The organism is Pseudonocardia oroxyli (genome assembly GCF_900102195.1).
Lineage (GTDB): Bacteria > Actinomycetota > Actinomycetes > Mycobacteriales > Pseudonocardiaceae > Pseudonocardia > Pseudonocardia oroxyli.
In genome coordinates, this window is sequence record NZ_FNBE01000007.1 from 108,446 (window position 1) to 130,389 (window position 21,944).

At 73.5% G+C, this 21,944-nt stretch carries 23 protein-coding genes; 11 read left to right on the top strand and 12 right to left on the bottom strand.

What is annotated here, in order from left to right:
* Window positions 1-42: 42 nt before the first annotated feature.
* From folB to ftsH, 4 genes are read right to left on the bottom strand one after another with little or no spacing between them, the layout of a single operon-like run.
* On the bottom strand, window positions 43-432 hold the full coding sequence (gene folB / locus BLS43_RS12545; protein ID WP_093083143.1) for a dihydroneopterin aldolase: 390 nt from the start codon (window positions 430-432) through the stop codon (window positions 43-45).
* Window positions 429-1,289, bottom strand: coding sequence for a dihydropteroate synthase (gene folP, locus BLS43_RS12550; RefSeq protein WP_093083146.1), 861 nt, complete (start codon window positions 1,287-1,289; stop codon window positions 429-431). Before folP ends, folB begins: the two co-directional genes overlap by 4 nt.
* Complete coding sequence (gene folE / locus BLS43_RS12555; protein WP_245707458.1) at window positions 1,289-1,867, bottom strand: GTP cyclohydrolase I FolE; 579 nt, start codon at window positions 1,865-1,867, stop codon at window positions 1,289-1,291. Before folE ends, folP begins: the two co-directional genes overlap by 1 nt.
* A gap of 26 nt (window positions 1,868-1,893) precedes the next feature.
* Window positions 1,894-4,260: an ATP-dependent zinc metalloprotease FtsH gene (gene ftsH, locus BLS43_RS12560; protein ID WP_093083149.1), complete on the bottom strand. Its 2,367-nt coding sequence runs from the start codon at window positions 4,258-4,260 to the stop codon at window positions 1,894-1,896.
* Between the two features lie 326 nt (window positions 4,261-4,586).
* On the opposite strand from ftsH, the gene BLS43_RS12570 reads away from it, so the two are divergent.
* Window positions 4,587-5,522 carry a serine protease gene (locus BLS43_RS12570; RefSeq protein WP_093083154.1) on the top strand — a complete coding sequence of 312 codons (936 nt, stop codon included), beginning with the start codon at window positions 4,587-4,589 and terminating at the stop codon, window positions 5,520-5,522.
* Window positions 5,523-5,766: 244 nt separating this feature from the next.
* Here BLS43_RS12570 and hpt read toward each other — a convergent pair whose 3' ends face one another.
* From hpt to dacB, 4 genes are all read right to left on the bottom strand, one after another.
* The gene (gene hpt, locus BLS43_RS12575) at window positions 5,767-6,312 is read right to left on the bottom strand and encodes a hypoxanthine phosphoribosyltransferase (RefSeq protein WP_093083157.1); all 546 of its coding nucleotides are present in this window, start codon (window positions 6,310-6,312) and stop codon (window positions 5,767-5,769) included.
* Between the two features lie 14 nt (window positions 6,313-6,326).
* Window positions 6,327-7,274 carry a tRNA lysidine(34) synthetase TilS gene (gene tilS, locus BLS43_RS12580; RefSeq protein ID WP_093083160.1) on the bottom strand — a complete coding sequence of 316 codons (948 nt, stop codon included), beginning with the start codon at window positions 7,272-7,274 and terminating at the stop codon, window positions 6,327-6,329.
* 67 nt (window positions 7,275-7,341) lie between these two features.
* Window positions 7,342-8,388, bottom strand: coding sequence for a zinc-dependent metalloprotease (locus BLS43_RS12585; RefSeq protein ID WP_093083574.1), 1,047 nt, complete (start codon window positions 8,386-8,388; stop codon window positions 7,342-7,344).
* A 10-nt stretch (window positions 8,389-8,398) separates the two neighbouring features.
* On the bottom strand, window positions 8,399-9,832 hold the full coding sequence (gene dacB, locus BLS43_RS12590) for a D-alanyl-D-alanine carboxypeptidase/D-alanyl-D-alanine endopeptidase (RefSeq protein WP_093083163.1): 1,434 nt from the start codon (window positions 9,830-9,832) through the stop codon (window positions 8,399-8,401).
* 133 nt (window positions 9,833-9,965) lie between these two features.
* Between dacB and BLS43_RS12595 the strand changes: the two genes are divergently transcribed.
* The gene (locus BLS43_RS12595; protein ID WP_093083166.1) at window positions 9,966-10,496 is read left to right on the top strand and encodes an inorganic diphosphatase; all 531 of its coding nucleotides are present in this window, start codon (window positions 9,966-9,968) and stop codon (window positions 10,494-10,496) included.
* A gap of 54 nt (window positions 10,497-10,550) precedes the next feature.
* Here the strand turns inward: BLS43_RS12595 and BLS43_RS12600 are convergent, their stop codons facing one another.
* The 4 genes from BLS43_RS12600 to BLS43_RS12615 all read right to left on the bottom strand — a co-directional run bounded on the left by BLS43_RS12600 (window position 10,551) and on the right by BLS43_RS12615 (window position 13,308).
* The gene (locus tag BLS43_RS12600) at window positions 10,551-11,021 is read right to left on the bottom strand and encodes a MarR family winged helix-turn-helix transcriptional regulator (protein ID WP_245707459.1); all 471 of its coding nucleotides are present in this window, start codon (window positions 11,019-11,021) and stop codon (window positions 10,551-10,553) included.
* Window positions 11,018-12,229 (bottom strand): acetyl-CoA C-acetyltransferase, encoded by a 1,212-nt coding sequence (locus BLS43_RS12605; protein WP_093083168.1) that lies wholly within the window; start codon window positions 12,227-12,229, stop codon window positions 11,018-11,020. The genes BLS43_RS12600 and BLS43_RS12605 overlap by 4 nt, the downstream gene beginning before the upstream one ends.
* A 29-nt stretch (window positions 12,230-12,258) precedes the next feature.
* Window positions 12,259-12,714, bottom strand: coding sequence for a MaoC family dehydratase (locus tag BLS43_RS12610; RefSeq protein WP_093083580.1), 456 nt, complete (start codon window positions 12,712-12,714; stop codon window positions 12,259-12,261).
* 84 nt (window positions 12,715-12,798) lie between these two features.
* Window positions 12,799-13,308, bottom strand: coding sequence for a hypothetical protein (locus BLS43_RS12615; protein WP_093083171.1), 510 nt, complete (start codon window positions 13,306-13,308; stop codon window positions 12,799-12,801).
* 338 nt (window positions 13,309-13,646) lie between these two features.
* Between BLS43_RS12615 and BLS43_RS12620 the strand changes: the two genes are divergently transcribed.
* The 9 genes from BLS43_RS12620 to BLS43_RS12660 all read left to right on the top strand — a co-directional run bounded on the left by BLS43_RS12620 (window position 13,647) and on the right by BLS43_RS12660 (window position 21,937).
* Complete coding sequence (locus tag BLS43_RS12620) at window positions 13,647-14,636, top strand: ATP-binding protein (protein ID WP_176921297.1); 990 nt, start codon at window positions 13,647-13,649, stop codon at window positions 14,634-14,636.
* On the top strand, window positions 14,633-15,409 hold the full coding sequence (locus tag BLS43_RS12625; RefSeq protein ID WP_143030021.1) for a transglutaminase family protein: 777 nt from the start codon (window positions 14,633-14,635) through the stop codon (window positions 15,407-15,409). The genes BLS43_RS12620 and BLS43_RS12625 overlap by 4 nt, the downstream gene beginning before the upstream one ends.
* Window positions 15,410-15,480: 71 nt before the next feature.
* Complete coding sequence (locus BLS43_RS12630) at window positions 15,481-16,248, top strand: IclR family transcriptional regulator (protein WP_176921298.1); 768 nt, start codon at window positions 15,481-15,483, stop codon at window positions 16,246-16,248.
* A 141-nt stretch (window positions 16,249-16,389) separates the two neighbouring features.
* The gene (locus tag BLS43_RS12635; RefSeq protein ID WP_093083181.1) at window positions 16,390-17,244 is read left to right on the top strand and encodes a substrate-binding domain-containing protein; all 855 of its coding nucleotides are present in this window, start codon (window positions 16,390-16,392) and stop codon (window positions 17,242-17,244) included.
* 133 nt (window positions 17,245-17,377) lie between these two features.
* A complete protein-coding gene (locus BLS43_RS12640; RefSeq protein WP_093083184.1) occupies window positions 17,378-18,409 on the top strand; it encodes an ABC transporter substrate-binding protein in 1,032 nt (343 codons plus the stop codon).
* Window positions 18,406-19,227, top strand: a complete 822-nt coding sequence (locus BLS43_RS12645) for an ABC transporter permease (RefSeq protein ID WP_218129804.1) — start codon at window positions 18,406-18,408, stop codon at window positions 19,225-19,227. Before BLS43_RS12640 ends, BLS43_RS12645 begins: the two co-directional genes overlap by 4 nt.
* Window positions 19,224-19,913 carry an ABC transporter ATP-binding protein gene (locus BLS43_RS12650; protein ID WP_237195675.1) on the top strand — a complete coding sequence of 230 codons (690 nt, stop codon included), beginning with the start codon at window positions 19,224-19,226 and terminating at the stop codon, window positions 19,911-19,913. The genes BLS43_RS12645 and BLS43_RS12650 overlap by 4 nt, the downstream gene beginning before the upstream one ends.
* Before the next feature lie 12 nt (window positions 19,914-19,925).
* Entirely contained in the window at window positions 19,926-20,825 is a 900-nt protein-coding gene (locus tag BLS43_RS12655) for an ABC transporter substrate-binding protein (protein ID WP_093083187.1), read from the top strand.
* Window positions 20,762-21,937 carry an MFS transporter gene (locus tag BLS43_RS12660; protein ID WP_093083189.1) on the top strand — a complete coding sequence of 392 codons (1,176 nt, stop codon included), beginning with the start codon at window positions 20,762-20,764 and terminating at the stop codon, window positions 21,935-21,937. Before BLS43_RS12655 ends, BLS43_RS12660 begins: the two co-directional genes overlap by 64 nt.
* The last annotated feature ends 7 nt before the right edge of the window (window positions 21,938-21,944 follow it).

Below are 21,944 nucleotides of genomic sequence, written 5' to 3' on the forward strand. Positions count from 1 at the left end.
TCACCAGGCCTGGGCACGCGCGCCGGTCGTCGGTGGGGGCGGTCATGCGGGGAGGATCCTGCCCCGCTCGCCGCGGCGGGAGCGCCGGGCCACCACCGCGACATCCGCGAAGTCCAGCGGGATCGGGGCGTGCGGCTTGTGCAGCGTGACCTCGACGGCCTGCACCCGCTCGTCCTTCATCACGGTGTCCGCGATCTCGGCGGACACCGTCTCGATCAGGTCCCGCGGCGGCCCCGCGACGATCGCGGCCACCATCTCGGCGAGCTCCCCGTAGTGCACGGTCTTGGTCAGGTCGTCCGTGGCCGCGGCCTCCGCCAGGTCGATCCACAGCCGGATGTCGACGACGAAGTCCTGGCCGTCCCGCTTCTCGTGCGCGAACACGCCGTGGTGGCCGCGCACCCGCAGCCCGGTCAGCTCGATCCGGTCCGTCATTGCTCTCCCGTCCGCGCGCGCGAGGAGCCCAGCCGGTACGCGGCGGCGACCGCGATGGCGTCCATCGTGGACTCGACGTCGTGCACCCGGACGCCCCAGGCGCCGTGCTCGGCGGCGATCGCGCTGATCGCCGCGGTGGCGCCGTCTCGCCCCGAGGGTGGACGCAGCGTGCCGTCCGATGCGGCGAGCAACTGCCCGAGGAACCGCTTGCGCGAGGCCCCGACCAGCACGGGGAACCCCAGCGCCAGCAACACGTCCAGCCTGCGCAGCAGCGCCCAGTTGTGCGCCGCGGTCTTGGCGAAGCCGATGCCCGGGTCGAGGATGATCCGACCGGGATCCACGCCCGCCATCACCGCGGCGTCCACCCGCTCGACGAGCTCGTGGCGGACCTCCCCGATGACGTCCTCATAGGAGGCCAGCTCCTGCATGCGGTCGCTGTGTCCGCGCCAGTGCATGAGGATCCACGGCACGCGCAGTGCCGCGACCGCGGCCGCCATGCGGGGGTCGGCGAGCCCGCCGGACACGTCGTTGACCACGGTCGCGCCGGCCTCCACGGCGGCCTCGGCGACCGAGGCGCGGGTGGTGTCGACGCTGACCCGGACGCCCTCGGCGACGAGGTCCCGGACCACCGGCAGGATGCGCTCCTGCTCGGTGGCCGCGTCGATCCGGGCCGCGCCGGGCCGCGTCGACTCGCCGCCGACGTCCACCAGGTCGGCCCCGGCGTCCCGCATGGCGACCCCGTGCGCGACGGCGTGCTCGCGGTCGACGTACCGGCCGCCGTCGGAGAACGAGTCGGGAGTGACGTTGAGGATGCCCAGCACCACGCACCGGCCCGGCTGCGGGACCGGGGCAGCCATCACGACCCCCGGATCAGCGCGAGCGCCTCCGCGCGAGACGACGGGGAGGTCTCGAACATGCCCCGCACGGCGGAGGTGGTAGTGCGCGAGCCCGGCTTGCGGATCCCGCGCATGGCCATGCAGAGATGCTCGGCGTCGATCACCACGATCACCCCGCGCGGGTTCAGCTTCGCCACCAGCGCGTCCGCCACCTGCCCGGTGAGCCGCTCCTGGACCTGCGGGCGCTTGGCGTAGAGGTCGACGACGCGGGCCAGCTTGGACAGCCCGGTGACCTTCCCGTCCAACGACGGGATGTACCCGATGTGCGCCACCCCGTGGAACGGCACGAGGTGGTGCTCGCAGGTGGAATAGATCGGGATGTCCTTGACCATGACGAGCTCGCCGTGGCCCTCGTCGAACGTCTTCTCCAGGACCGCGGCCGGGTCCGTGTAGAGCCCGGCGAACAGCTCCTCGTAGGCCCGGGCGACCCGGCCCGGGGTGTCCCGGAGCCCCTCGCGGTCGGGGTCCTCCCCGATCGCGAGCAGCAGCTCGCGGACGGCCGCCTCGGCGCGTGCGTGATCGACGCCCGTGGCGGTCACTCGACCGTTCACCGGTGTGCTGGTGGTCAGCGCGTGCTCCCCAAGTCGGGCCCCTGCTCCGGGTTCTCCGGCGTGGGTCGTGGTGCGGGCGTGTCGTAGGGCCGGGGGCCCGGCTCCGACGGGTCGGTGCCCTGCTGCGGCGGGGCCCAGTTCGGCGGCGGCCAGGTCTGCCCGGCGGGCGTGGTCGCGGGCCGCCAGTCCGGCGGGGCGCCGTAGTTCGGCGCGACCGCGTTCGGGGGCAGCCGGTTGCCGTTGCCGTTCCCGTTCGCCGGGGCGGCGTGCGCGCCGTTGCCGTTCCCGTTCGCCGGGGCGTGCTGCTCGGCGGGGAACCCGCCGGGGTAGCCGCCGTTCGGGCCGGGCGACGGCAGGGGACCGGGGCCGCCGTTCGGACCCGGCGCCGGGACGTCTCCGCCCCCGCCGCCCGGGTACGAGCTGACCGGGACCGGCTCGCGCTCGGTCTCCGGCGGCCACGCCTCGCCGCGCTCGCGGGCGAGCTCGCCCTTCGTCTTGATCGGCGGCTTGTCGCTCGGGGTGCGCTCACCGAAGTCGTTGAACGCGGTGATCCGGGGCCGCTTCTCCACCGAGCCGAAGATCCGCTCCAGGTCCTTGCGGGTGAGCGTCTCCTTGTCCAGCAGCTCCACCACCAGGTCGTCCAGCACGTCCCGGTAGGTGTTGAGGATCTCCCACGCCTCGGTGTGGGCCGCCTCGATGAGCTTGCGGACCTCCTCGTCGATCTCGTGGGCGACCTCGAGCGAGTAGTCCGCCTGGTTGCCCATCGAGCGACCCAGGAAGGGGTCGCCCTGCTCGCGGCCGTAGCGGACCGCGCCGAGCTTGGCGCTCATGCCGTACTCGGTGACCATCGCGCGAGCGATCTTGGTGGCCTGGTCGATGTCGGAGGACGCGCCCGTGGTGGGCTCGTGGAACACCAGCTCCTCGGCGCTGCGCCCGCCCATGGCGAACACCAGCCTGCCGATCATCTCCGAGCGCGTCATCAGGCCCTTGTCGTCCTCCGGGACGACGAGGGCGTGCCCGCCGGTGCGGCCGCGCGGCAGGATCGTGAGCTTGTAGACCGGCTCCAGGTCCGGCATCGCCCACGCGGCCAGCGCGTGTCCGCCCTCGTGGTAGGCGGTGATCTTCTTCTCCTGCTCGGAGATGATCTTGCCCTTGCGCCGCGGGCCCCCGACCACGCGGTCGACGGACTCCTCGAGCGCGGCGCCGTTGATCAGCGAGCCGTTCTCCCGCGCGGTGAGCAGCGCGGCCTCGTTGATCACGTTCGCCAGGTCCGCACCCGACATCCCGACGGTGCGCTTGGCGAGGGCGTCGAAGTCGACGTCGTTCGCGAAGGGCTTGCCCTTGCTGTGCACCTGCAGGATCTGGCGGCGGCCCGCGAGGTCCGGGGCGCCGACGGGGATCTGCCGGTCGAAGCGGCCGGGACGCAGCAGCGCCGGGTCCAGGATGTCCGGACGGTTGGTGGCCGCGATCAGGATGATTCCGCCACGCGCGTCGAACCCGTCCATCTCGACGAGCAGCTGGTTGAGCGTCTGCTCCCGCTCGTCGTGCCCGCCGCCGAGGCCCGCCCCGCGCTGGCGGCCGACCGCGTCGATCTCGTCCACGAAGATGATGCAGGGGGAGTTCTGCTTGGCCTGCTCGAACAGGTCCCGCACGCGCGAGGCGCCGACACCGACGAACATCTCGACGAAGTCCGAGCCGGAGATCGTGTAGAACGGCACGCCCGCCTCGCCCGCGACCGCGCGCGCGAGCAGCGTCTTCCCGGTGCCGGGCGGGCCGTAGAGCAGCACGCCCTTGGGGATCTTGGCCCCGAGCGCCTGGTAGCGGCCCGGGTTCTGCAGGAAGTCCTTGATCTCGTACAGCTCTTCGACGGCCTCGTCCGCACCCGCCACGTCGGCGAACGTGGTCTTCGGCATGTCCTTGTTGAGCTGCTTGGCCTTCGACTTGCCGAAGGACATGACCCGGTTCCCGCCGCCCTGGGCGTTGTTCATCATCCAGAACAGGACGAGGAGCACCAGGCCGAGCGGGATCAGGTAGATCAACATCGTGGTCAGGAACGAGTCCTGGCGCACCACGGTGTTGTAGGTGGGGACGCCCGCCTCCTGCAGATCCGTGAGGATCGCGTTCGAGGACGACGCGGGGTACTGGGTCAGGATCTTGGTGCTGCCGTCGACCGGGTTGGTCAGCTCGAGCCGCAGGCGCTGCTCGCGGTCCTCGATCGTGGCGCTCGCCACGTTCCGGGCGTCGATCTGGGCGATGGCCGTCGACGTGGGGACCTGGGCGTAGCCGCGGGTGTCGTCGAAGAGCACGGAGAACCCGAAGTAGACCAGGACCACGACGAGGATCCAGATCAAGGGGTTACGGAGCAGGCGCTTGCGGTCCATGCAGCTTCGGCCTGGTGGCCTTCACCTTCCCGAGATGTGCTTCGCCGGTACCCGCGCGGGCGGCGACGCGCCGACCGGCCTGATCCGCCAGGATAGCCGCCGCGGGCCGGTGCTGCGCCACCGTGCCCTGCGGAGGGGTACGCCCAGCTCAACGTGCGCCTCGCGCGCCCGGTTCCCGGGCCGCCTCACGATCCGGTCTCGGGCCCGCACCGAACCGGTGACCCGGCTCGAACCCCGGGGGGCGGGGATGGTGAGGTAACCCCGGGCAGGGGTGCGTCGTTGGTCACGCGGCGACTTGCCGGCGATTTCTCGGGGGTGGGGTCCGGATGCGTATCCGGTCGAGGCGCGGCGCGCTCGCCGCGGCGGCGACGGTGGCGGCCCTGGCCGCGGTGGTGGTCGTCGTGCCCTCGACCGCGAGCGCCCGACCGGCGCCCGCCGCGGTTCCGGCCGCCGCGCCGGCCCCCGTCTGGGCACCCCGCGAGACGGCCGGGGTGACGCCCGGGGTGCAGACGATCACCCAGGGCGGCGGCTCCTGCACCGGGAACTTCGTGTTCCGCGGCGACGGGGGGACCCTCTACCTCGGGCAGGCCGCGCACTGCGCGGGCACCGGTGCGGAGACCGAGACGGACGGCTGCAACTCCTCGACGATGCCGCTCGGCACGCCGGTCACGGTCCGCGGCGCGCACGGCTACACGACGACCGGGCGGATGGTCTACAGCTCCTGGGTGACCATGCAGCAGCGCGCCGAGACCGACCCGGTGGTCTGCGGCTACAACGACTTCGCCCTCGTCGAGCTGCCCGCGGACACCGCCGCCACCACGAACCCCACGGTCCCGTTCTTCGGCGGACCGACCGGGGTGAACACCACCGGGCTGCCGCTGGGCGCGCAGGCCTTCAGCTACGGCAACTCGCCGACCCGGGCCGGGATCGCCGCGCTGACCCCGAAGGCGGGCGTGAGCGCCGGGGACGTCGCCGACGGGTGGCAGCACCAGGTCTACACGGTCAACCCGGGCATCCCGGGGGACTCGGGCAGCGCGTTCCTCGACGCCTCGGGGCGGGCGCTGGGTCTGCTCTCCACCCTGAACCTGGCACCGCTGCCGGTCAGCAACGGGGTGACGGACCTGGCCCGGTCGCTGGCCTACGCCAACGCGCACAGTGGCCTGGGGCCGGTCGGGCTGGTCGACGGCACCGCGCCGTTCACCCCCACGCCGCCGGGCGTGGACCCGCAGGAGATCGCGCCGCCCGCGGGGCCACCCGTCTGACGCTCGGGCTCTGACGCTCGGGCTCTGACGCTCGGGCTCTGACGCTCGGGCTCTGACGCTCGGGCTCTGACGCTCGGGCTCTGACGCTCGGGCTCTGACGCTCGGGCTCTGACGCTCGGGCTCTGACGCTCGGGCTCTGACGCTCGGGCTCTGACGCTCTGACCGTGACGCTTGGGCGTCCCAAGCGTCGCTCCGCGGTGCTTGGGCGTCCCAAGCGTCACGGCGTCTCCAGCGTCAGGGCCCCTCAGGCGTAGACCTTCGGGTCCAGCGTGCCGATGTAGGGCAGGTCGCGGTAGCGCTCGGCGTAGTCCAGCCCGTAGCCGACCACGAACTCGTTCGGGATGTCGAAGCCCACGTACTTCACCGGGACGTCGACCTTCACCGCGTCGGGCTTGCGGAGCAGCGTCACGACCTCCAGCGACGCCGGGCCACGCGACTCCAGGTTCTTCAGCAGCCAGGACAGCGTCAGACCGGAGTCGATGATGTCCTCGACGATCAGGACGTGCCGCCCGGCGATGTCCCGGTCGAGGTCCTTGAGGATCCGCACGACGCCGCTCGAGGACGTGGCCGACCCGTACGAGCTGACCGCCATGAACTCCAGCTGGACCGGGACCGGCATGGCGCGCGCGAAGTCCGTCATGAACATGACCGCGCCCTTGAGCACCCCGACCAGCAGGACGTCACCGTCGACGGCGGCGTAGTCCTTCGCGACCTGCTCGGCGAGCTCCGTGGTCTTGTCGTCGATCTGTTGTTCGGTGATCAAGACGGACGCGATGTCCCCGTCGTACACGGATGACCCTCTCGCTAGCCGAACCGTTGCACCGAGAGCCTGCCATCTCGCCGCACGAGGTCCAACCCGCCGGGCAGCCTCGGCCCGCCCTGCCCGCGCCACTCGCCGACCAGCGCGTCGGCCGACCGCAGGTGGGCGTCGGTCAGGGCCGTGACGCCGACGTCACAGAGCCAGTCGCGCAGCACCCGTCGCCGGACCGCGGCGGGAGCGTCGCGCAGCACGGCGACGTCGAGGCCCGCCGGGGACTCCGCCTCGTCCCGCAGGCGCGCGGCCCAGGCCGAGAGCGCCTCGTCGTCCTCCCGCAGCTGGGCCGCGGTGCGGGCGAGCGCCTCCGTCGCCCCCGGGAGGACGTCCTCCACGAGCGGCAGGACCTCGGCCCGCAGCCGGACGCGGGTGAACCGGGGATCGACGTTGTGCGGGTCGGACCAGGGCTCGAGATCGCCGCAGGCCGCGTGCACCACGGCTCGGCGCAGGCCGAGCAGCGGCCGCAGCCACGGCTCGTCCCACTCGCGCATGCCCGCGATCGACCGGGCCCCCGAGCCGCGGCCGAGCCCGAGGAGCACGGTCTCCGCCTGGTCGTCGAGGGTGTGGCCGAGCAGCACGGGCGAACCGGGCCGGACCGCCCGCAGCGCCGCGTACCGCGCCCGCCGCGCCGCGGCCTCCAGGCCCCCGCTCCCGGTGACGACGACGGGGTGCACCTCGGCGGCGACGCCCCGCTCCCGCAGCCGGGTGGCGAGCGCCTGCGAGCGCTCGGCCGAGCCGGGTTGCAACCCGTGGTCGACGATCGCCGCCACCGTGTCCGCCCGCACGGCGTGCGCGGCGAGCAGCAGCGCCAGCGAGTCCGGCCCGCCGGAACACCCGACGACGGGCGCGCCCCGCAGCGGGACCCGCGCGAGCGCGTCCGCCACCACCCGCCGCACTGTGGCTCCACACTGCGCGGAACCGGCCCGCCCAGCGGTCATCGTGGCTCCACGATGCGCGACAACAGCCTGCTCAGCGGCCAGTGTGGCTCCATGGTGCGGGCGTCGGTCAGGGGACTCGGGCCAGCCAGGTCTCGGGGGCCGCCAGCTCCGCGCGCGTGGGGAGGGTGTCGGGGCTCTGCCAGACGGCGTTGAAACCCGCCATGCCCACCTCGTCGACGACCCGCTTCGTGAACGCCGAGCCGACCGCGTACTGCTTGACCTTGGCCTCCACCCCGAGCAGCGCGCGCAACACCCGGTCGATCAACCCGCCGCCGCGACGACGCGCGGTGAACCGCGTGCGGATCGTCGCGACGCTGGGCACCACCTCGGGGCCCGCCGCGTCCATGACGTGGTCCGCGTGGCCCTCCAGCAGCGTGGTCAGCGCGAGCAGCCGGTCCAGCGCGGCCTTCTGCTCCGGGCCCTGCAGCAGCTCCACCAGCGCCAGCGAGTCGCCGCGGGACTCCTTGAGCGCCTTCACCGCCTCCGGGAGCCGCTCGAGCATCGCCCCGCCGTCCCGGGTGCTGATCGACAGGAAGTGCGAGACCTCGGCCGCGAAGTGCTCGCGCAGCCAGGGCACGGCGGTGAACTGCAGCCGGTGGGTGGCCTCGTGCAGGCAGACCCAGAGGCCGAAGTCCTCGCTGGGGACGTCGAGCGCCTGCTGGGCGGCGTAGATGTTCGGGGCGACGAGCAGCAGCCTGCCCTCGCGGTCCGGCCCGCCGAACGGGTCGTACTGGCCGAGCACGCGGGCCCCCACGAAGGCGAGGACCCCGCCGATCTGCAGAGCGGCGGTGGTCGAGGTGACCGCCCGCGCGGCCTTCGCCGTGCTCGGCAGCTGCGCGCCCGCCGTCAGCTCCGCCATGCCGTCGATCGCGGCCGCCGCCCAGGCGGGGCGGTCCACGACGTCCGCGGGCAGCAGCGGCAGCCCCTCGCCGAGGCCCGTGACGGCGCGGACGTGCCCTTCGGCGACCGCGGCGTCCGCACGCAGCCGCTCCACCAGCTCCGTCGCCACCGCGGCGGTGACCGGCGGCCCCGCAGGCACGAGCCGGGCCGCCGTGCGGCGGGCCAGCCCCCAGTTGACCGGGAGTCCGGACGAGGTGTCGGTCGCGAGCGTCACCTCCGCCACGCTACCGACATCCGCACCGACTCAGCGTGGCCGCGATCGTGTCCAGCCGCGGGCGGACGTCCGCCGGGGACTTTCCGTTGGACATCAGCGCGAAGACCAGCAGCCTGCCGTCGACGTCCGTGACGACGCCCGCGAGGCTGCTCACCCCGGTGAGCGTCCCCGTCTTGGCCCGGACGACGCCGCGGCCCACGGAGGCGTTGCCGGTGCCGAACCGGTCGTCGAGCGTGCCGTCGCCGCCCGCGACCGGCAGCCCGGTGATGATCGGGCGGAGGAACTCGGGTCCGTCGTCCGGGCCGGTGGGGGCCGCGGCGGCCTGCAGCAGCGCCGCCAGCAGCGGGGCGGGCACCCGGTCTTCGGTGGACAGCCCGCTGCCGTCGACCATGTGGGCCCCGGTGACGTCGAAGCCGGACTGGGTCAGCGCGCCGAGCACCGCGTCCGCCGACCCGGTGAAGGACGGGTCCGCCTGCCGCGACAGGGCGACGGTGCGGGCGAGGCTCTCGGCCAGGACGTTGTCCGAGGTGGTCATCAGGTGCTCGACCAGCGAGGAGACCGGCGCGGAGACGACCCGACCCAGCTCCTTGGCGTTCGGCGGCGCGGTGCCCTCGGTGACCCGGGTGACGCCGAGCTTCTGGGCGAAGGCGCGCCCGGCCTCGGTCGCGGGGTCGGCCACGCGCGGGGTGTCCTGCTCGGTGACGACGCGCCTGCCGCCGTCGAGCATCAGCGGGACCATCGGGGCGACGAACCCGCCCGCGACGTCCGCGGGGTCCCAGCCCTCGGCCAGCTCCGGGCCGGTCCACAGGCTGGTGTCGATCACGACGGAGGTGATCGGCTGGCTGCCGACCGCCTTCTCGACCAGGGCCACCAGGTCGTCGAGCCGGGCTGGGTCGGGATAGGTGCCGGTGCGGCCCGCGGGCAGCGCGGTGAGGGTGGGATCGCCGCCGCCGATCAGCACGACCTGGCCCGGCTCGGCGCCCGCGACCACCCGGGTGGCCAGCCGGTCGGTCGGGTCCAGGGTGAGCAGGGCGGCACTGGCCGTGAGGAGCTTGCCCGTACTGCCCGGAACGAGAGTCTTCTCCGGTGATTGCTGCCACAGTGGCGGCGCGCCGCGCGGCGCGGCCGGGTCGACAACGATCCCGGAGAAGTCGCCCAGGGCGGTCGAACCGGCCAGCGGGCCGAGCACGGAACCGAGGCCCGAGCTGCTCGGCGTGGGCGCCGCGGCGGACAGGGCCGCCAGCTCCGGGACGGGCGTGTCGAGCTGCTTCTCCGGCACCGCCTGGTCGCGAATGCCCAGGTCAGCGAGCAGGTTCGGCGCGTGCAGGGCCGCCGTGCCGCCCGCCGCCGCGGCCAGCGCCAACACCACGAGCACGATGAGGACGGTCCGCCCCCTGCGCGTGGGCAGCCTGAGCGTGTCGCCGATCCGGCGGCCGAATCCCACCCTCCACCGATCCTTCCCGCGTCCCCCGAGACGGACCGGCCGGTCACGACCGTCCGGACGCGGTCCCCCACACTAGAGGTAGATGCCGCACCCATCGGAGCGGCCTGCAGACGGACCGACTGAAGGAGCACCCGTGGACTTCGACGTTCTCATCGAGATCCCGAAGGGCGGCCGCAACAAGTACGAGGTGGACCACAAGACGGGCAGGCTCCGCCTCGACCGCACGCTGTTCACCGCCACGCAGTACCCCGCGGACTACGGCTTCATCGAGGACACCCTCGGTGAGGACGGCGACCCGCTGGACGCGCTCGTGCTCGTCCAGGAGCCGACGTTCCCGGGCTGCCTGATCCGCTCGCGCGCCATCGGCATGTTCCGGATGAAGGACGAGAAGGGCGGGGACGACAAGGTCCTCTGCGTCCCGGCGGACGACCCGCGCCAGGAGCACCTGCGCGACATCCACCACCTGCCCGAGTTCGACCGGGCGGAGATCCAGCACTTCTTCGAGATCTACAAGACCCTCGAGCCGGGCAAGAGCGTCGAGGGTGCCTCGTGGGTCGGCCGGGCCGACGCCGAGCGCGAGATCCTCGCCTCCCGCAAGCGCGAGGAGGACGCGAAGGCCGCCGAGGCCGCCGCGCTCGAGGCGGGCGAGACCCCCCAGCACTGAGCGGTCGTGCGTGGCGAGTGGTGCTCTGGCACCACTCGCCGCGCACGGGCGGCGTCAGCCGCCCTTGGTCCAGGCCTCCTCCAGCGCCGTGCTGAAGCGGCCGAGCAGCCGGGTCAGCATGGCCTGGTCCTCGGGGGTCCAGTCGGCGAGCAGGGCCGCGATGCGGGTGTTGCGTTGTTCGCGGTTCTCCTCGAAGACCCGCCTGCCCTCCTCGGTCGCCGCGATGAGCGAGGCCCGCCCGTCCTCGGGGTCCGGGGTGCGGGCCACGTAGCCGAGCCTGCCGAGCTGGGCGATCTGCCTGCTGACGGTCGACGGGTCCGACCGGACCGCCTCCGCCAGCGCGCCGGGCCGCTGCGGTCCGTCCTTCACCAGGTGCACGAGCAGCAGGTAGGCCGACCGCTCGACGGCGTTCGGGTTCTCCGCCTGGTACTGCGCCTGCATCCGGTCGAACAGGCGGATCAGGCGGGCGAGCTGGGTGCCCAGCTCGTCCGCCCGCTCCACGGACTGCGCGGCCTCCTCGTTCACACGCGCTCGAACAGCGCGGCGAGGCCCTGCCCGCCACCGATGCACATCGTCTCGACGCCGTAGCGGGCGTCCCGGCGCACCATCTCCCTGGCCAGGGTGGCCAGGATCCGGCCGCCGGTCGCGCCGACCGGGTGGCCCAGCGAGATCCCCGAGCCGTGGACGTTCATCCGCTCGAAGTCGCTCGGGGTGAACCCCCACTCGCGGGTGCAGGCCAGCACCTGCGCGGCGAAGGCCTCGTTCAGCTCGATCAGGTCGACGTCCTTGAGCGCGACCTCGGCCTGGTCGAGCGCCCTGGCCACGGCCGGGACCGGGCCGATGCCCATCGTCCGGGGCGCCACGCCGCCCACCCCCCAGGACACGAGCCGGACCAGCGGGCGCAGCCCCAGCTCCGCGGCCTTCTCCGGGGTGGTGACGATGCAGATCGCCGCCCCGTCGTTCTGCCCGGAGGCGTTCCCCGCGGTGACCGTGGCCTCGGCATCCTGCTTGCCCATGATCGGGCGCAGCCTCGCGAGGGTCTCCACCGACGAGTCCGGCCGGATGTGCTCGTCCCGGTCCACCACGGTGTCGCCCTTGCGGCCCTTCACCGTGACCGGGACGATCTCCTCGGCGAAGATCCCCGACGCCTGCGCCGCGGCCGCCTTCTGGTGCGACCGCACGGCGAACTCGTCCTGCTCCTCGCGGGGGATCGAGTACTCCTTGCGGAGGTTCTCCGCGGTCTCGATCATGCCGCCGGGCACGGGGTGGTGGTCCCCGCCCGCCGTGACCCGCCCGCGGGCGAGCGAGTCGTGCAGCATCACCCCGGGGCCGCCCTTGGCGCCCCAGCGCATGCTCGTCGAGTAGAAGGCGGCGTTGGACATGGACTCCGCGCCGCCGGCGAGGACGACCTCCGACGCGCCGGTCTGGACCTGCATCGCGGCGTAGAGCACGGCCTGCAGACCCGAGCCGCACCGACGGTCGATCTGCAGCCCGCCCGCGGTGATCGGGATGCCGGCGTCGAGCGCGGCCACCCGCCCGAGCGCCGGCGCGTCCATCGTGGGGTAGCAGTTGCCCAGCAGCACGTCGTCGACCGCGGAGGTGTCCAGCCCGGTCCGCGCGACGAGCGCGGTGATCACCGTGGACGCCAGGGTCTTCACCGGCACGTCGCGCAGCGAGCCGCCGAACCCGCCGACCGGGGTCCGCAGCGGCTCGCAGATCACCGCATCACGCATGTCTGCCCCATCCTTCGGATGTCAGGAGTTCAGCTGTACTGGCGGACGAGCCACTCGGCGACGAGCGCGGGCCGCTCCGAACCCTCGAGCTCGACGGTCACGGTGAGGGCGAGCTGAGCGGCGCCGTCCTTGGTCTGCTCCACCCCCGCGAGCACGATGTTCCCGCGCACCTTGCCGCCCACCGGCACCGGCGAGGTGAACCGCACCTTGTTGAGCCCGTAGTTGATGCCCATGCGCACGCCGTCGATGCGGTAGGTCTTCGCCACGAGCACCGGGAGCAGCGACAGGGTCAGGAAGCCGTGCGCGATCGTCGTGCCGAAGGGGCCCTCGGCGGCGCGCTCCGCGTCCACGTGGATCCACTGGTGATCGCCGGTCGCCTCGGCGAACTGGTCGATGTGGGCCTGTTCCACGGTCACCCATTCCGAGGTGCCGAGGTGCTCTCCCACCAGGCCGCTGATCTCGTCCACACCATTGAAGACGCGCATGTCCACCCTTTCCGCGCAGGAGCCGGTCACCGTCACCCTGCCACACGGGAGGGACCCCGTCGGGCGGCTCGTGGGGCAGCTAACTCAGCGGGCGAACGCGCCGCGGAACTCCAGCTGGACGGGTGTGCCCGCGGGCTCGCCCGCCTCTCCCGCGCCGGGCGCCACCACGGTCACCTGCAGCGAGATCTCGATCCGACGCCCGGGCAGCGGCCGGACCCGGAAGACCCCCTGCACGCGGTGGGCGGCGCCCTCGATGGGCTCCGGCTCGGGGGCCTCGGCGAGTGCCAGGGCGGGCCCGGCGCGCAGCAACCCCCGGACGGCGACGACGTCGTGCCGGACGCGGCGCAGGTCCGCGCAGGCGAGCCACCGCGGACCGGTGGGTGCCCGGTCCGCACCCGCCGACTCGGTGAACTCCACGGACAGCTCGGGGTCGGCGCCGAACACCGGCAGCACCAGGACCCCCCAGCCGACGGGGGCGGCGAGGTCCGGCGAGCCCGGCCTGCGGACGACGGCACGCGCACCCGGCGCGTCGAGCAGGTGCACCGCCGCGGCGCCGGGATCGGGCGAACGCGGGTCGGTCAGCTCCGCCGTCATCCGCCACCTCCCCTGCTCGCCGGTCGTCGGGCCCTGGAGCGGTCAACGACCGCCCGGTGGCCTGGTTCTTCGACGGGTCACCGGAAAGGCCCAGCTCGGGGACGCAGCGTGAGCGGAATCGGACACCGGCCATCCGTTCGTGGCACGCGCGCCGCGGTCGGCGACCCGGCCGTCACACGGGGGTCCGTCTGCTGGGTCACACTCGTCACCCCACCGTGCCATGATCCACCCGCTTCGGGTTGAACCTCGCCCGTTCGGTCCACTGCCCGCACCCGGTTGCTCCGTTCGGCGAGCCGGCGCTCCGGGCACTATCGTGCCGCTGCGCGGTGGGAGCGGGGGTGGAGCAGGGAATGGACCAGGAGGCGGCCCAGGCGGCGGCCCCGCACCCACCCTGCGGCACGGTCCACGAGGGTGTGCCGTACGCGACCCCGGAGCAGCTCGCGGGCGAGCTCGCCGAGCCGCTCGGCGCAGCGCTGGAGGCGGGCGGGCCCGTCGTCGTGGCGATGGAACCGGACAACCGGGCGGCGCTCTCCGCGGTGCTGGGCCCCGCGGCGTCGGCGGTGGACTGGCGAGAGCTCGACGAGGTGCACCGGGTGCCCCCGTTCACCGTGGCGACGCGGTGGGCGCGGCTGAGCCGCCGCACCCCCAGACCGGAGCAGCGGACGACGGTGGTCGCCCAGCACAGCGCACGCCTGGGGCTGGACCTCGGCCACTGGGCCCGGCTCGACGCCGCGCTCACCGTCGCGCTCGCCGGGCTCCCCGTCACCATGCTGTGCGCCTACCCCGAGGACGGCGACCTCGACCTCCTGCGCGCCACCCATCCCGCCCTGCGCGTCGGCGGGGCGAGCGTGCCCACCGAGACCGTGCGCGATCCCCTCGGGGTGCTCTCCGAGTTCCCGCCGCCACCGCCGTCCGACCTCGGACCGCCCGTCGCCGAGCTGGCGTTCACCCAGGCCACGCTGTCCGCCGCCCGCAGGTTGGTCACCCAGGTCTCGCCCGCGGCGGGTCTGGACCCCGAGCGCGTCGCCGATCTGGTGCTGGCGGTCAACGAGATCGCGACGAACAGCGCCGAGCACGGGCCCGGGGCGGGCAGGCTGCGGCTGTGGGGCGGCGCGGGCCGGGTCGTCGCCGAGGTCTACGACGTCGGGCGGATGGACGTGGCCTTCCCGGGCCTGGTGGCGCCGCCGCCGTCCGGTGAGCGGGGCCGCGGGCTCTGGCTCGCCTCCGAGCTCAGCGACGTCCTGCAGGTGTGGAGCGACGTCGCCGGGACCACGGTCCGGCTGGTGGTGGAGACGGAGGCGGCGGACAGGTCGGCCGGCGCCCCGTGAGCGAGGCGGTCGCCCGGTTCGTCGACCTGGTCCGCGGTCCGGAGCCCCCACTGGACGAGGCGGCGCTCGCGCTCGCCGCGGGTGCCGATCCCGATCTGGAGGCCGAGCGTTGGCTCGGCGAGCTGGACCGGCTGGCCGCGGGCGTGGACTCGCTGCCCGCCCTCGTCCGACGACTGTTCGTGGAGGAGGGCTTCGCGGGCGACACGGGCGACTACGGCGACCCGCGCAACTCGCTGCTCCCGGAGGTCCTGACCCGCAAGCTCGGCATCCCGATCACCCTCGCGGTGGTGTGCATCGAGGTGGGGCGGCGGGCCGGGATCGCGCTGGAGGGCGTCGGCATGCCGGGGCACTTCCTGGTGCGGGTGCCGCACAGCGGCCACCTGCTGGACGTCTTCGACGGCGGCCGCCGCCTCGACCGCGCGGACTGCGCGGAGCTGTACCGCCGCGCGACGGGCTCGACGGCACCCTTCGGCCCGCACCTGCTGCCGCGCGTCTCGACCCGGGAGATCCTGCTGCGCATGCTGGAGAACCTGCGCGCCGCCCAGCGGCGCCGGGGTGGGCCCGCCGACCGCGAGTGGGTGCTGCGGATGCGCCTGGCCCTGCGCTCCGACGCCGACGCCCTGGTGGAGCTGGGCGAGGTCCTGGCCGCCCAGGCTCGCTGGGACGAGGGCGCCCGGCTCATCGCCGCCTACCTCTCGAGCGGTGACCAGCCCCCGGAGGTCGCCGAACGCCTCCGCCGCACCGCCGCCGGACTCCTGGCGCACCTCAACTGATCCCGTGAGCGGCGATGGTCGCCATGGCGACCATCGCCGCTCACGATCCCGGGGCGGCTACCTTCTGCTGCATGGCGACCCCAGGGGCCTCGCGCGGGCCGGAGATCCAGTCCGTGGCGCGCGCGTCGACGGTGCTGGGGTTGGTGGTGGACAGCGAGGCCGGGCTGACCACGACGGAGATCGCCCGGGCCACCGGGCTGACCGTGAGCACCGTGCACCGGCTCGCCCACACCCTGGTGGCGGGCAACCTGCTGGGTCGGGACGCCGAGCGCTTCCTCCCCGGTCCGCTGCTGCTCCGGTTGGCGCGCAAGGCGCTCGGCAGCTCCGGGGTGCCCGAGGCCGCGGACGTGCTCAAGGAGCTCGCCGACCGCACCGGTGAGACCGCGAGCATCGGCATGCGCCGCGGCGACGAGGTGCTGATCGTGCTGTCCGTCCCGTCCACCCGCCCGCTGCGCTACATCGGACGACCCGGCGCGCGGGTGCCGCTGCTGGAGTCCGCGATCGGCTGCGCCATCGTCGCGTTCGGGCGGGATCCCGTGCACGAGGCCGCGGAGGTGCTCACCCGCACCGGCGGTCCCGAATCGTGGACGACCGAGGTGGACCTGCTGGCCACGCAGTTCCGCGGCTACGCCGTGCTCGACGACCCCCACGACCCCTCCCTGCGCGCCCTCGCCGCGCCGGTGGTCGGAGCCGGCGAGCACGTCCGGATGGGTGTGGAGATCCAGGGCCCCGCCAGCAGGCTCACCGACGACACGCTCGACGGGCTGGGGTCGGTCGTGCGGTCCGCCGCCGACGCCCTGGAGGGGCTTCCGGTGTCCATGGCCTTCGGCGACTTCTGACCGGACATTTGGACGCCTCCGCAGCTCATGACCGGACATTCCACGATGCGCAACTGTGTCCCGCATCCCGCAAACGACCGTTGACCGACCCCCGCCGGCCTGCCTAACCTCGGGTCAGCCGATCGAGGGTAAGGAGGCGTCGTGGGTACGGACGAGATCGTCGTGTCGCCGAACCACGTCGTCTTCGACCTGCCCGAGATCGTGGCGGTCGAGGAGGGCCTGTTCTCCGCCGTCGGACTGTCGGTGCGGTTCGCCGACGGGTCCGACCGCTCGGCGGACGCGCGCCGCGATCCCGCGGTGCGCCACAAGGAGTCCCTGTTCAGCACCGCCCGGGCGGACGTCTACAACGTCTGCGAGTGGGGCGGGATCGACCGACTGGAGCGCGACACCCGCGGCGGCCGGATCGGCCACCTGCGGGCGGCCGTCGTCGCCCAGGCCCTGGTCAGCATGGACGACGACCTCAACGAGCCGCACGACCTGGCGGACGTCCCGGTCTCGGTCAACGACTACACCGGCTCGCACTACACGGCGCTGCACCTGCTGGAGGGCACCGTCCCCCGCGAGCGGATCGTGCTCGAGCACATCGGCCCGCCCGCGCGCCGGCTCGAGCGGCTGCTCGCCGGCGAGTCCCGCGCCACGATGCTGATGGAACCGTTCCTGTCCAAGGCACTCGCCCACGGCGCGCACGTGCTCGGCACCTACACCTACCGCGGCTCGCAGGTCATCGCCCCGCACCTCACGGCGGAGCAGCAGGAGGCCTACCGGACCGCCGTCGACAAGGCCGTGGACCTGATCAACGCCGACCGGGCCCGGTGGGCGCCGACGATCGCGGCCGAGGCGGACCTCGACCCGACCCTGCTGCGCCCGGACTATCACCGCTACACCCACATCGTGCCGTTCACCGAGCGCCGGTTCACCGAGACCTACGCCTGGATGCGCTCCTGGCGTCTCACCGACGGCCGCTCGGGCTACGAGACCCTGCGGGGGCTGCGGTGAACCTCACCCGGCGTCGGCACGTGGACCACTGCGCCATCAACGGCGGGACGTGTCCGGGGCGCTGAGCGCCCCCGTCTCCCCCACCCGTCTCCCCCACGTCCCGGCCCGCGCCGGTCCTTTCTGGAGCACCCTCATGCGTCCCCCGCTGCTCGATCGCGGCCTCGATCGCCGCACCCTCCTCCGCGCCGCCCTGTTCGGCGGTGCCGGGTTCGCCGCCGCACCGCTGCTCGCCGCCTGCGGCGGCGCGGCCCCCGCGGGCACCACCCTCGCCGCACGCGTCGAGGACACCCAGGCGGGGACCGCGGGGGCGGTGATCCGCCCGATCAGCGAGCAGCGGGGTCTGGTCGGGAACCTCGACCTGACCTACGTCGCGGGCTCGGGTCCCGGAGACGTCCAGAACAAGCTGCTCTCGGGCGCTCTCGACGTGGCCAGCATGGGTCCGCTCGGCGCGGTCGTCGCCGCCGAGGCGGGCGCGGACGTCGTGCTGTTCTCGACCAGCCTGAACAACCACGTGCGCGTCCTGGTCCCGGAGAACAGCCCCTACCGGACGGTCGCCGACCTGCGCGGGAAGAAGATCGCGACCCCGCCGAACAACAGCGACGCCTTCCGCTCCACGCAGCTCGCCCTCGCCGTCAACGGCACCGACTTCACCGCGGAGCACCAGCTCTTCCCCGGCGCGGTCCTGGCGGGCCTCGCACTGTTCGACCGGGGTGACGTCGACGCGATCGTCACGATCGAGCCCAACGCCACCCGGCTCGTCGGCAAGGGTGCCCGGCAGCTCGCGACGATCGGTGAGCTGTGGTCACAGGGCACCGGGGAGGACCCGAACGCGTTGTTCCTCAACGGTCAGGGCGCGACCCGCGCCTGGGTCGACGGCAACCGCGAGACCGCGACCGCGCTGGCCACCCTGCGACTGAAGGCCCACGAGGCGATCCAGGAGAACCCGCAGCTGCTCGCCGACCTGGCGGGCTCCTACGGCATCCCCGCCGAGGAGCGGGCGGCGATCGCCCTGCTCCCGGAGCGGATGAAGTCCGTCTACCCGGTGGTATGGGGCGAGTCGGTGTTCGGCAACCTGCGCCGCCAGACCGAGGTCGCGCAGCAGGTCGGCCTGATCAAGGCCGCACCCGCCCAGGCGCCCTGGCTGGATCTCGGAGGATCCGCATGACCGCGACCGACGTCCGTCCCGGCCCGGTCGCGGCCGCCGTGGCCAAGGCGCCGCACCCCCGCAGGCGGCTGCGGTTCCTGCCCGCGGTGCTGTTCCTGGTGCTGCTGGCGGCTGCCTGGCAGCTCATGGCGACGCTGCTGGACTTCGTCCTCGTCCCCGGCGTACCCGCGATCGTGACCGAGATGGTGGACATCGTCTCGGACGGATCGTTCCTCGACCAGCTCGGCATCACCGTGCTGCGCGTGGGGCTCGGGTTCGCCCTGGCGTTCGTGGTGGCCGTGGTCGTCGGGATCGCGATGGGGCGCAACGAGTTCGCGCGCCGGTTCTTCGAGCCCGCTGTGCTGCTCGGGCTCACCATCCCCGGTCTGGTCTGGGCCCTGCTGTGCGTCATCTGGTTCGGGATCGACCTGGTCAACCCGGTCGCCGCGGTCGCGCTGTCCTCGGCGCCCGCGCTGATGCTGCAGATCTATCAGGGCACCCGGTCGGTGGACCCGGACCTGCTGGAGATGGCACACGTCTACCGCTTCTCGCGGCGGGTCACCCTCCGCAAGCTCTGGCTGCCCGCGCTCGCCCCGTCGCTGTTCGCGGGCGCCCGGCTCGGGCTCTCGCTGGGCTGGAAGGTGATCGTGCTGGTCGAGGTGTTCGGCATGTCCTCCGGGGTCGGCTACCAGCTCAACAACGCCTTCGCCGCGCAGAACGTCGCCGCCGTGCTCGCCTGGACCCTGCTCTTCGCGATCGTCATGGCGATCCTCGAGTACGGGATCCTGCAGGGCCTCGAGAAGCGGGTCTCCCGCTGGCGCAAGGCGGTGAGCGTGTGAGGCTCGAGGGGATCGGCAAGACCTTCGTCGACGCCCGCAGCGGCACCCCGCAGCAGGTCCTCGCGGACTTCTCGCTGACGGTCGAGCCCGGCGAGCTGGTCGCGGTGGTCGGGGCGTCCGGCACCGGCAAGACCACGTTGCTGCACGTCGTGGCCGGGCTGGTGCAGCCGGACACCGGCACGGTGGAGACCGGCGACCCGCGGCTCGGGATCGTGTTCCAGCAGCCCCGGCTGCTGGACTGGCTCTCGGTGCGGGAGAACATCACCCTCGCCTGCCACGACGGCGCCAAGGCGGACGAGGTGCTCGCCGCCGTCGGGCTGACCGAGTACGCGGGCTCCTACCCGACGGTGCTCTCCGGCGGCCAGCGCCAACGCGTCGCCGTGGCCCGCGCGTTCGCCGTGGAACCGGACCTGCTGCTGCTCGACGAGCCGTTCTCCGCGCTCGACGAGCTCACCGCCCGCAAGCTGCGCCTGCTCCTGCAGGACCTCTGGATGCAGCGGCCGCGCACCGGCCTGCTGGTCACCCACAACCCGCTCGAGGCCGCGTTGCTGGCCGACCGCGTGATCGTGCTCGCGGGCAGACCCGCCCGGATCGCCGCGGAGTACCGCGTGGACCGGGAGCGGCCGCGGTCGGCCGAGGACCCGCACCTGTTCGAACTCCACTCCCAGATCGTCGCCGCACTCTAGGAAGGAACCACCATGACCCGCCCCAAGGTGACCATGGAGCTGCTCTCCCTGGTCTTCTCGCTGCCCCAGCTCGTCGCGAAGGACGAGGGCTACTTCGACGACGAGGGCGTCGACGTCGAGTTCGTGACCAAGGACTACGCCCGGGCAGGCATCTCCCCGGTCGAGGACCACCAGCTGCTGAGCTCGTTCGGCTCGACCAAGTCCCACTTCGAGTCCGGCGAGGCGTCCCTCTACCGCGCCTGCGAATGGGGCCAGGTCCGCCGCACCCAGGACACCACCGTCGGCGGCCGGATCGTCTCCAAGCGCGCCGCGGTCAACGGCCAGGCGATCATGGTCCGCGGCGACCACCCGGCCACGCACCCGCAGGACCTCGCGGGCAAGACCGTCGCGGTGAACTTCCACCACGGCTCGCACTACGTCGCGCTGCAGACCCTCGAGGGCTTCCTGCCCCGCGAGGAGATCAAGATCGCGCACTACGGCGGCCCGCAGGTCCGGTTCGAGGCGCTGCGCGACGGCACCGTCGAGGCCGCCGCGCTGATGGAGCCGTGGATCACCCTGGCCGAGAAGCAGGGCTACAAGGTGCTGGCCGAGGCGTTCTACGTCGGCGCCGAGATCGCCAGCCCCGAGGTCGACGCGGACACCTACGAGCGCATCAACCGCGCCGTCGTCCGGGCCGTGGCGAAGATCAACGAGGACCCGCGCCCGTACCTGCACCACCTCACCGCGGAGATCCCCGCCGAGCTCGGCACCGTGGAGCCGCACGAGATCCCGCTCGGTCGGCTGCGCTACGTCGACCCGGCCCCGTACCCGCAGGACCAGTTCCAGCGCACCTACGACTGGATGGTCTCGTGGGGTCTGATCGAGGACACGAACAGCTACGACGGGCTCGTGAAGAACCTCGTCGAGGTCTGACCCGCGTCTGGCCGCTCTACGTCGGCGGGTTCCTCGGGCCCTACGCCAGCACCATGGTCACGCCGATGGTGCACGAGGTCGCGGCCGGTCTGGACTCCACCCCGGAGCTCGCGGCGGGCGCGGTCACGGCCTACATGCTGCCGTTCGCGGCGTTGATGCTGGTCAGCGGCACCCTCGCCGAGCGGTGGGGGCGCGCGCGGACCATGCGGGTCTCGCTGCTGCTGTTCGTGGTGGCGTGCGCGGCGTGTGTGCTGGCACCGACGATGGAGTGGTTCCTCGCCGCCCGGGCGGCGCAGGGCGCGACGAACGCCTTCACCACCCCGCTGTTGGTCGCGGCGATCACCGACCTGGTCCCGCGGGACCGGCTCGGGCGAGCGCTGGCGCTCTTCGCGGGGCTGCAGGCGGCCGGGCAGGCGGCGAGCCCGCTGGTCTCGGGGCCGTCCGCCGCGGTGGACTGGCGGCTGGCGTTCGTCTTCCCCGCCGTGGTGGCCCTGGTCCTGGCCGTCTGCTCGCCGACGATGACGACGGGGGCGCCCCGCGGGCGGCCGTCCGTGCGGGCGTTGGCCAACCGGGACCTGGCGCTGGCCTGTGCGTTGTCGTTCCTGTGCTACCTCGGCGCGGTCGGGTTGACGGTGCTGTCGATCCTGCGGGCGGAGGAGGAGTTCGGGCTCGGGCCGTGGCAGCGGGGGCTGCTCGCCGCCGCGTTCGGCGTGGCGGGTCTGCTCGCGGCCCCGCTGCTGGGTCGGCGGCTCGACGCGCTCGGCCCGCGGCGCACGGGCGTCGCGATGAACGTGCTGCTCGCCGCGGGTCTGCTGGTCGCGGCGCTCGGCCCGACGGTTCTCGTGCTGGGGGTCGGGATCGCGGCCGTCGGCGTCGCGGTGACCGGCCTGCGCACCACGGTCAACTCGGTGGCCGCCACCAGCGCGCCGGACAACCGGGCGGGCGCGGCCTCGCTGGCCCTGTCCTTCCAGTTCTTCGGCGGCGCACTGGCCCCGCTGCTCTGGGTGCCCCTGCACAGCGCCTACGGGGCCTGGGGGTTCGCCGCCACCGCGCTGGCCCCGCTCATCGCCCTGCTGCTCCTCGTCCGGGTCCCCGTTCGCCGGGGTGGGTAGCGTGATC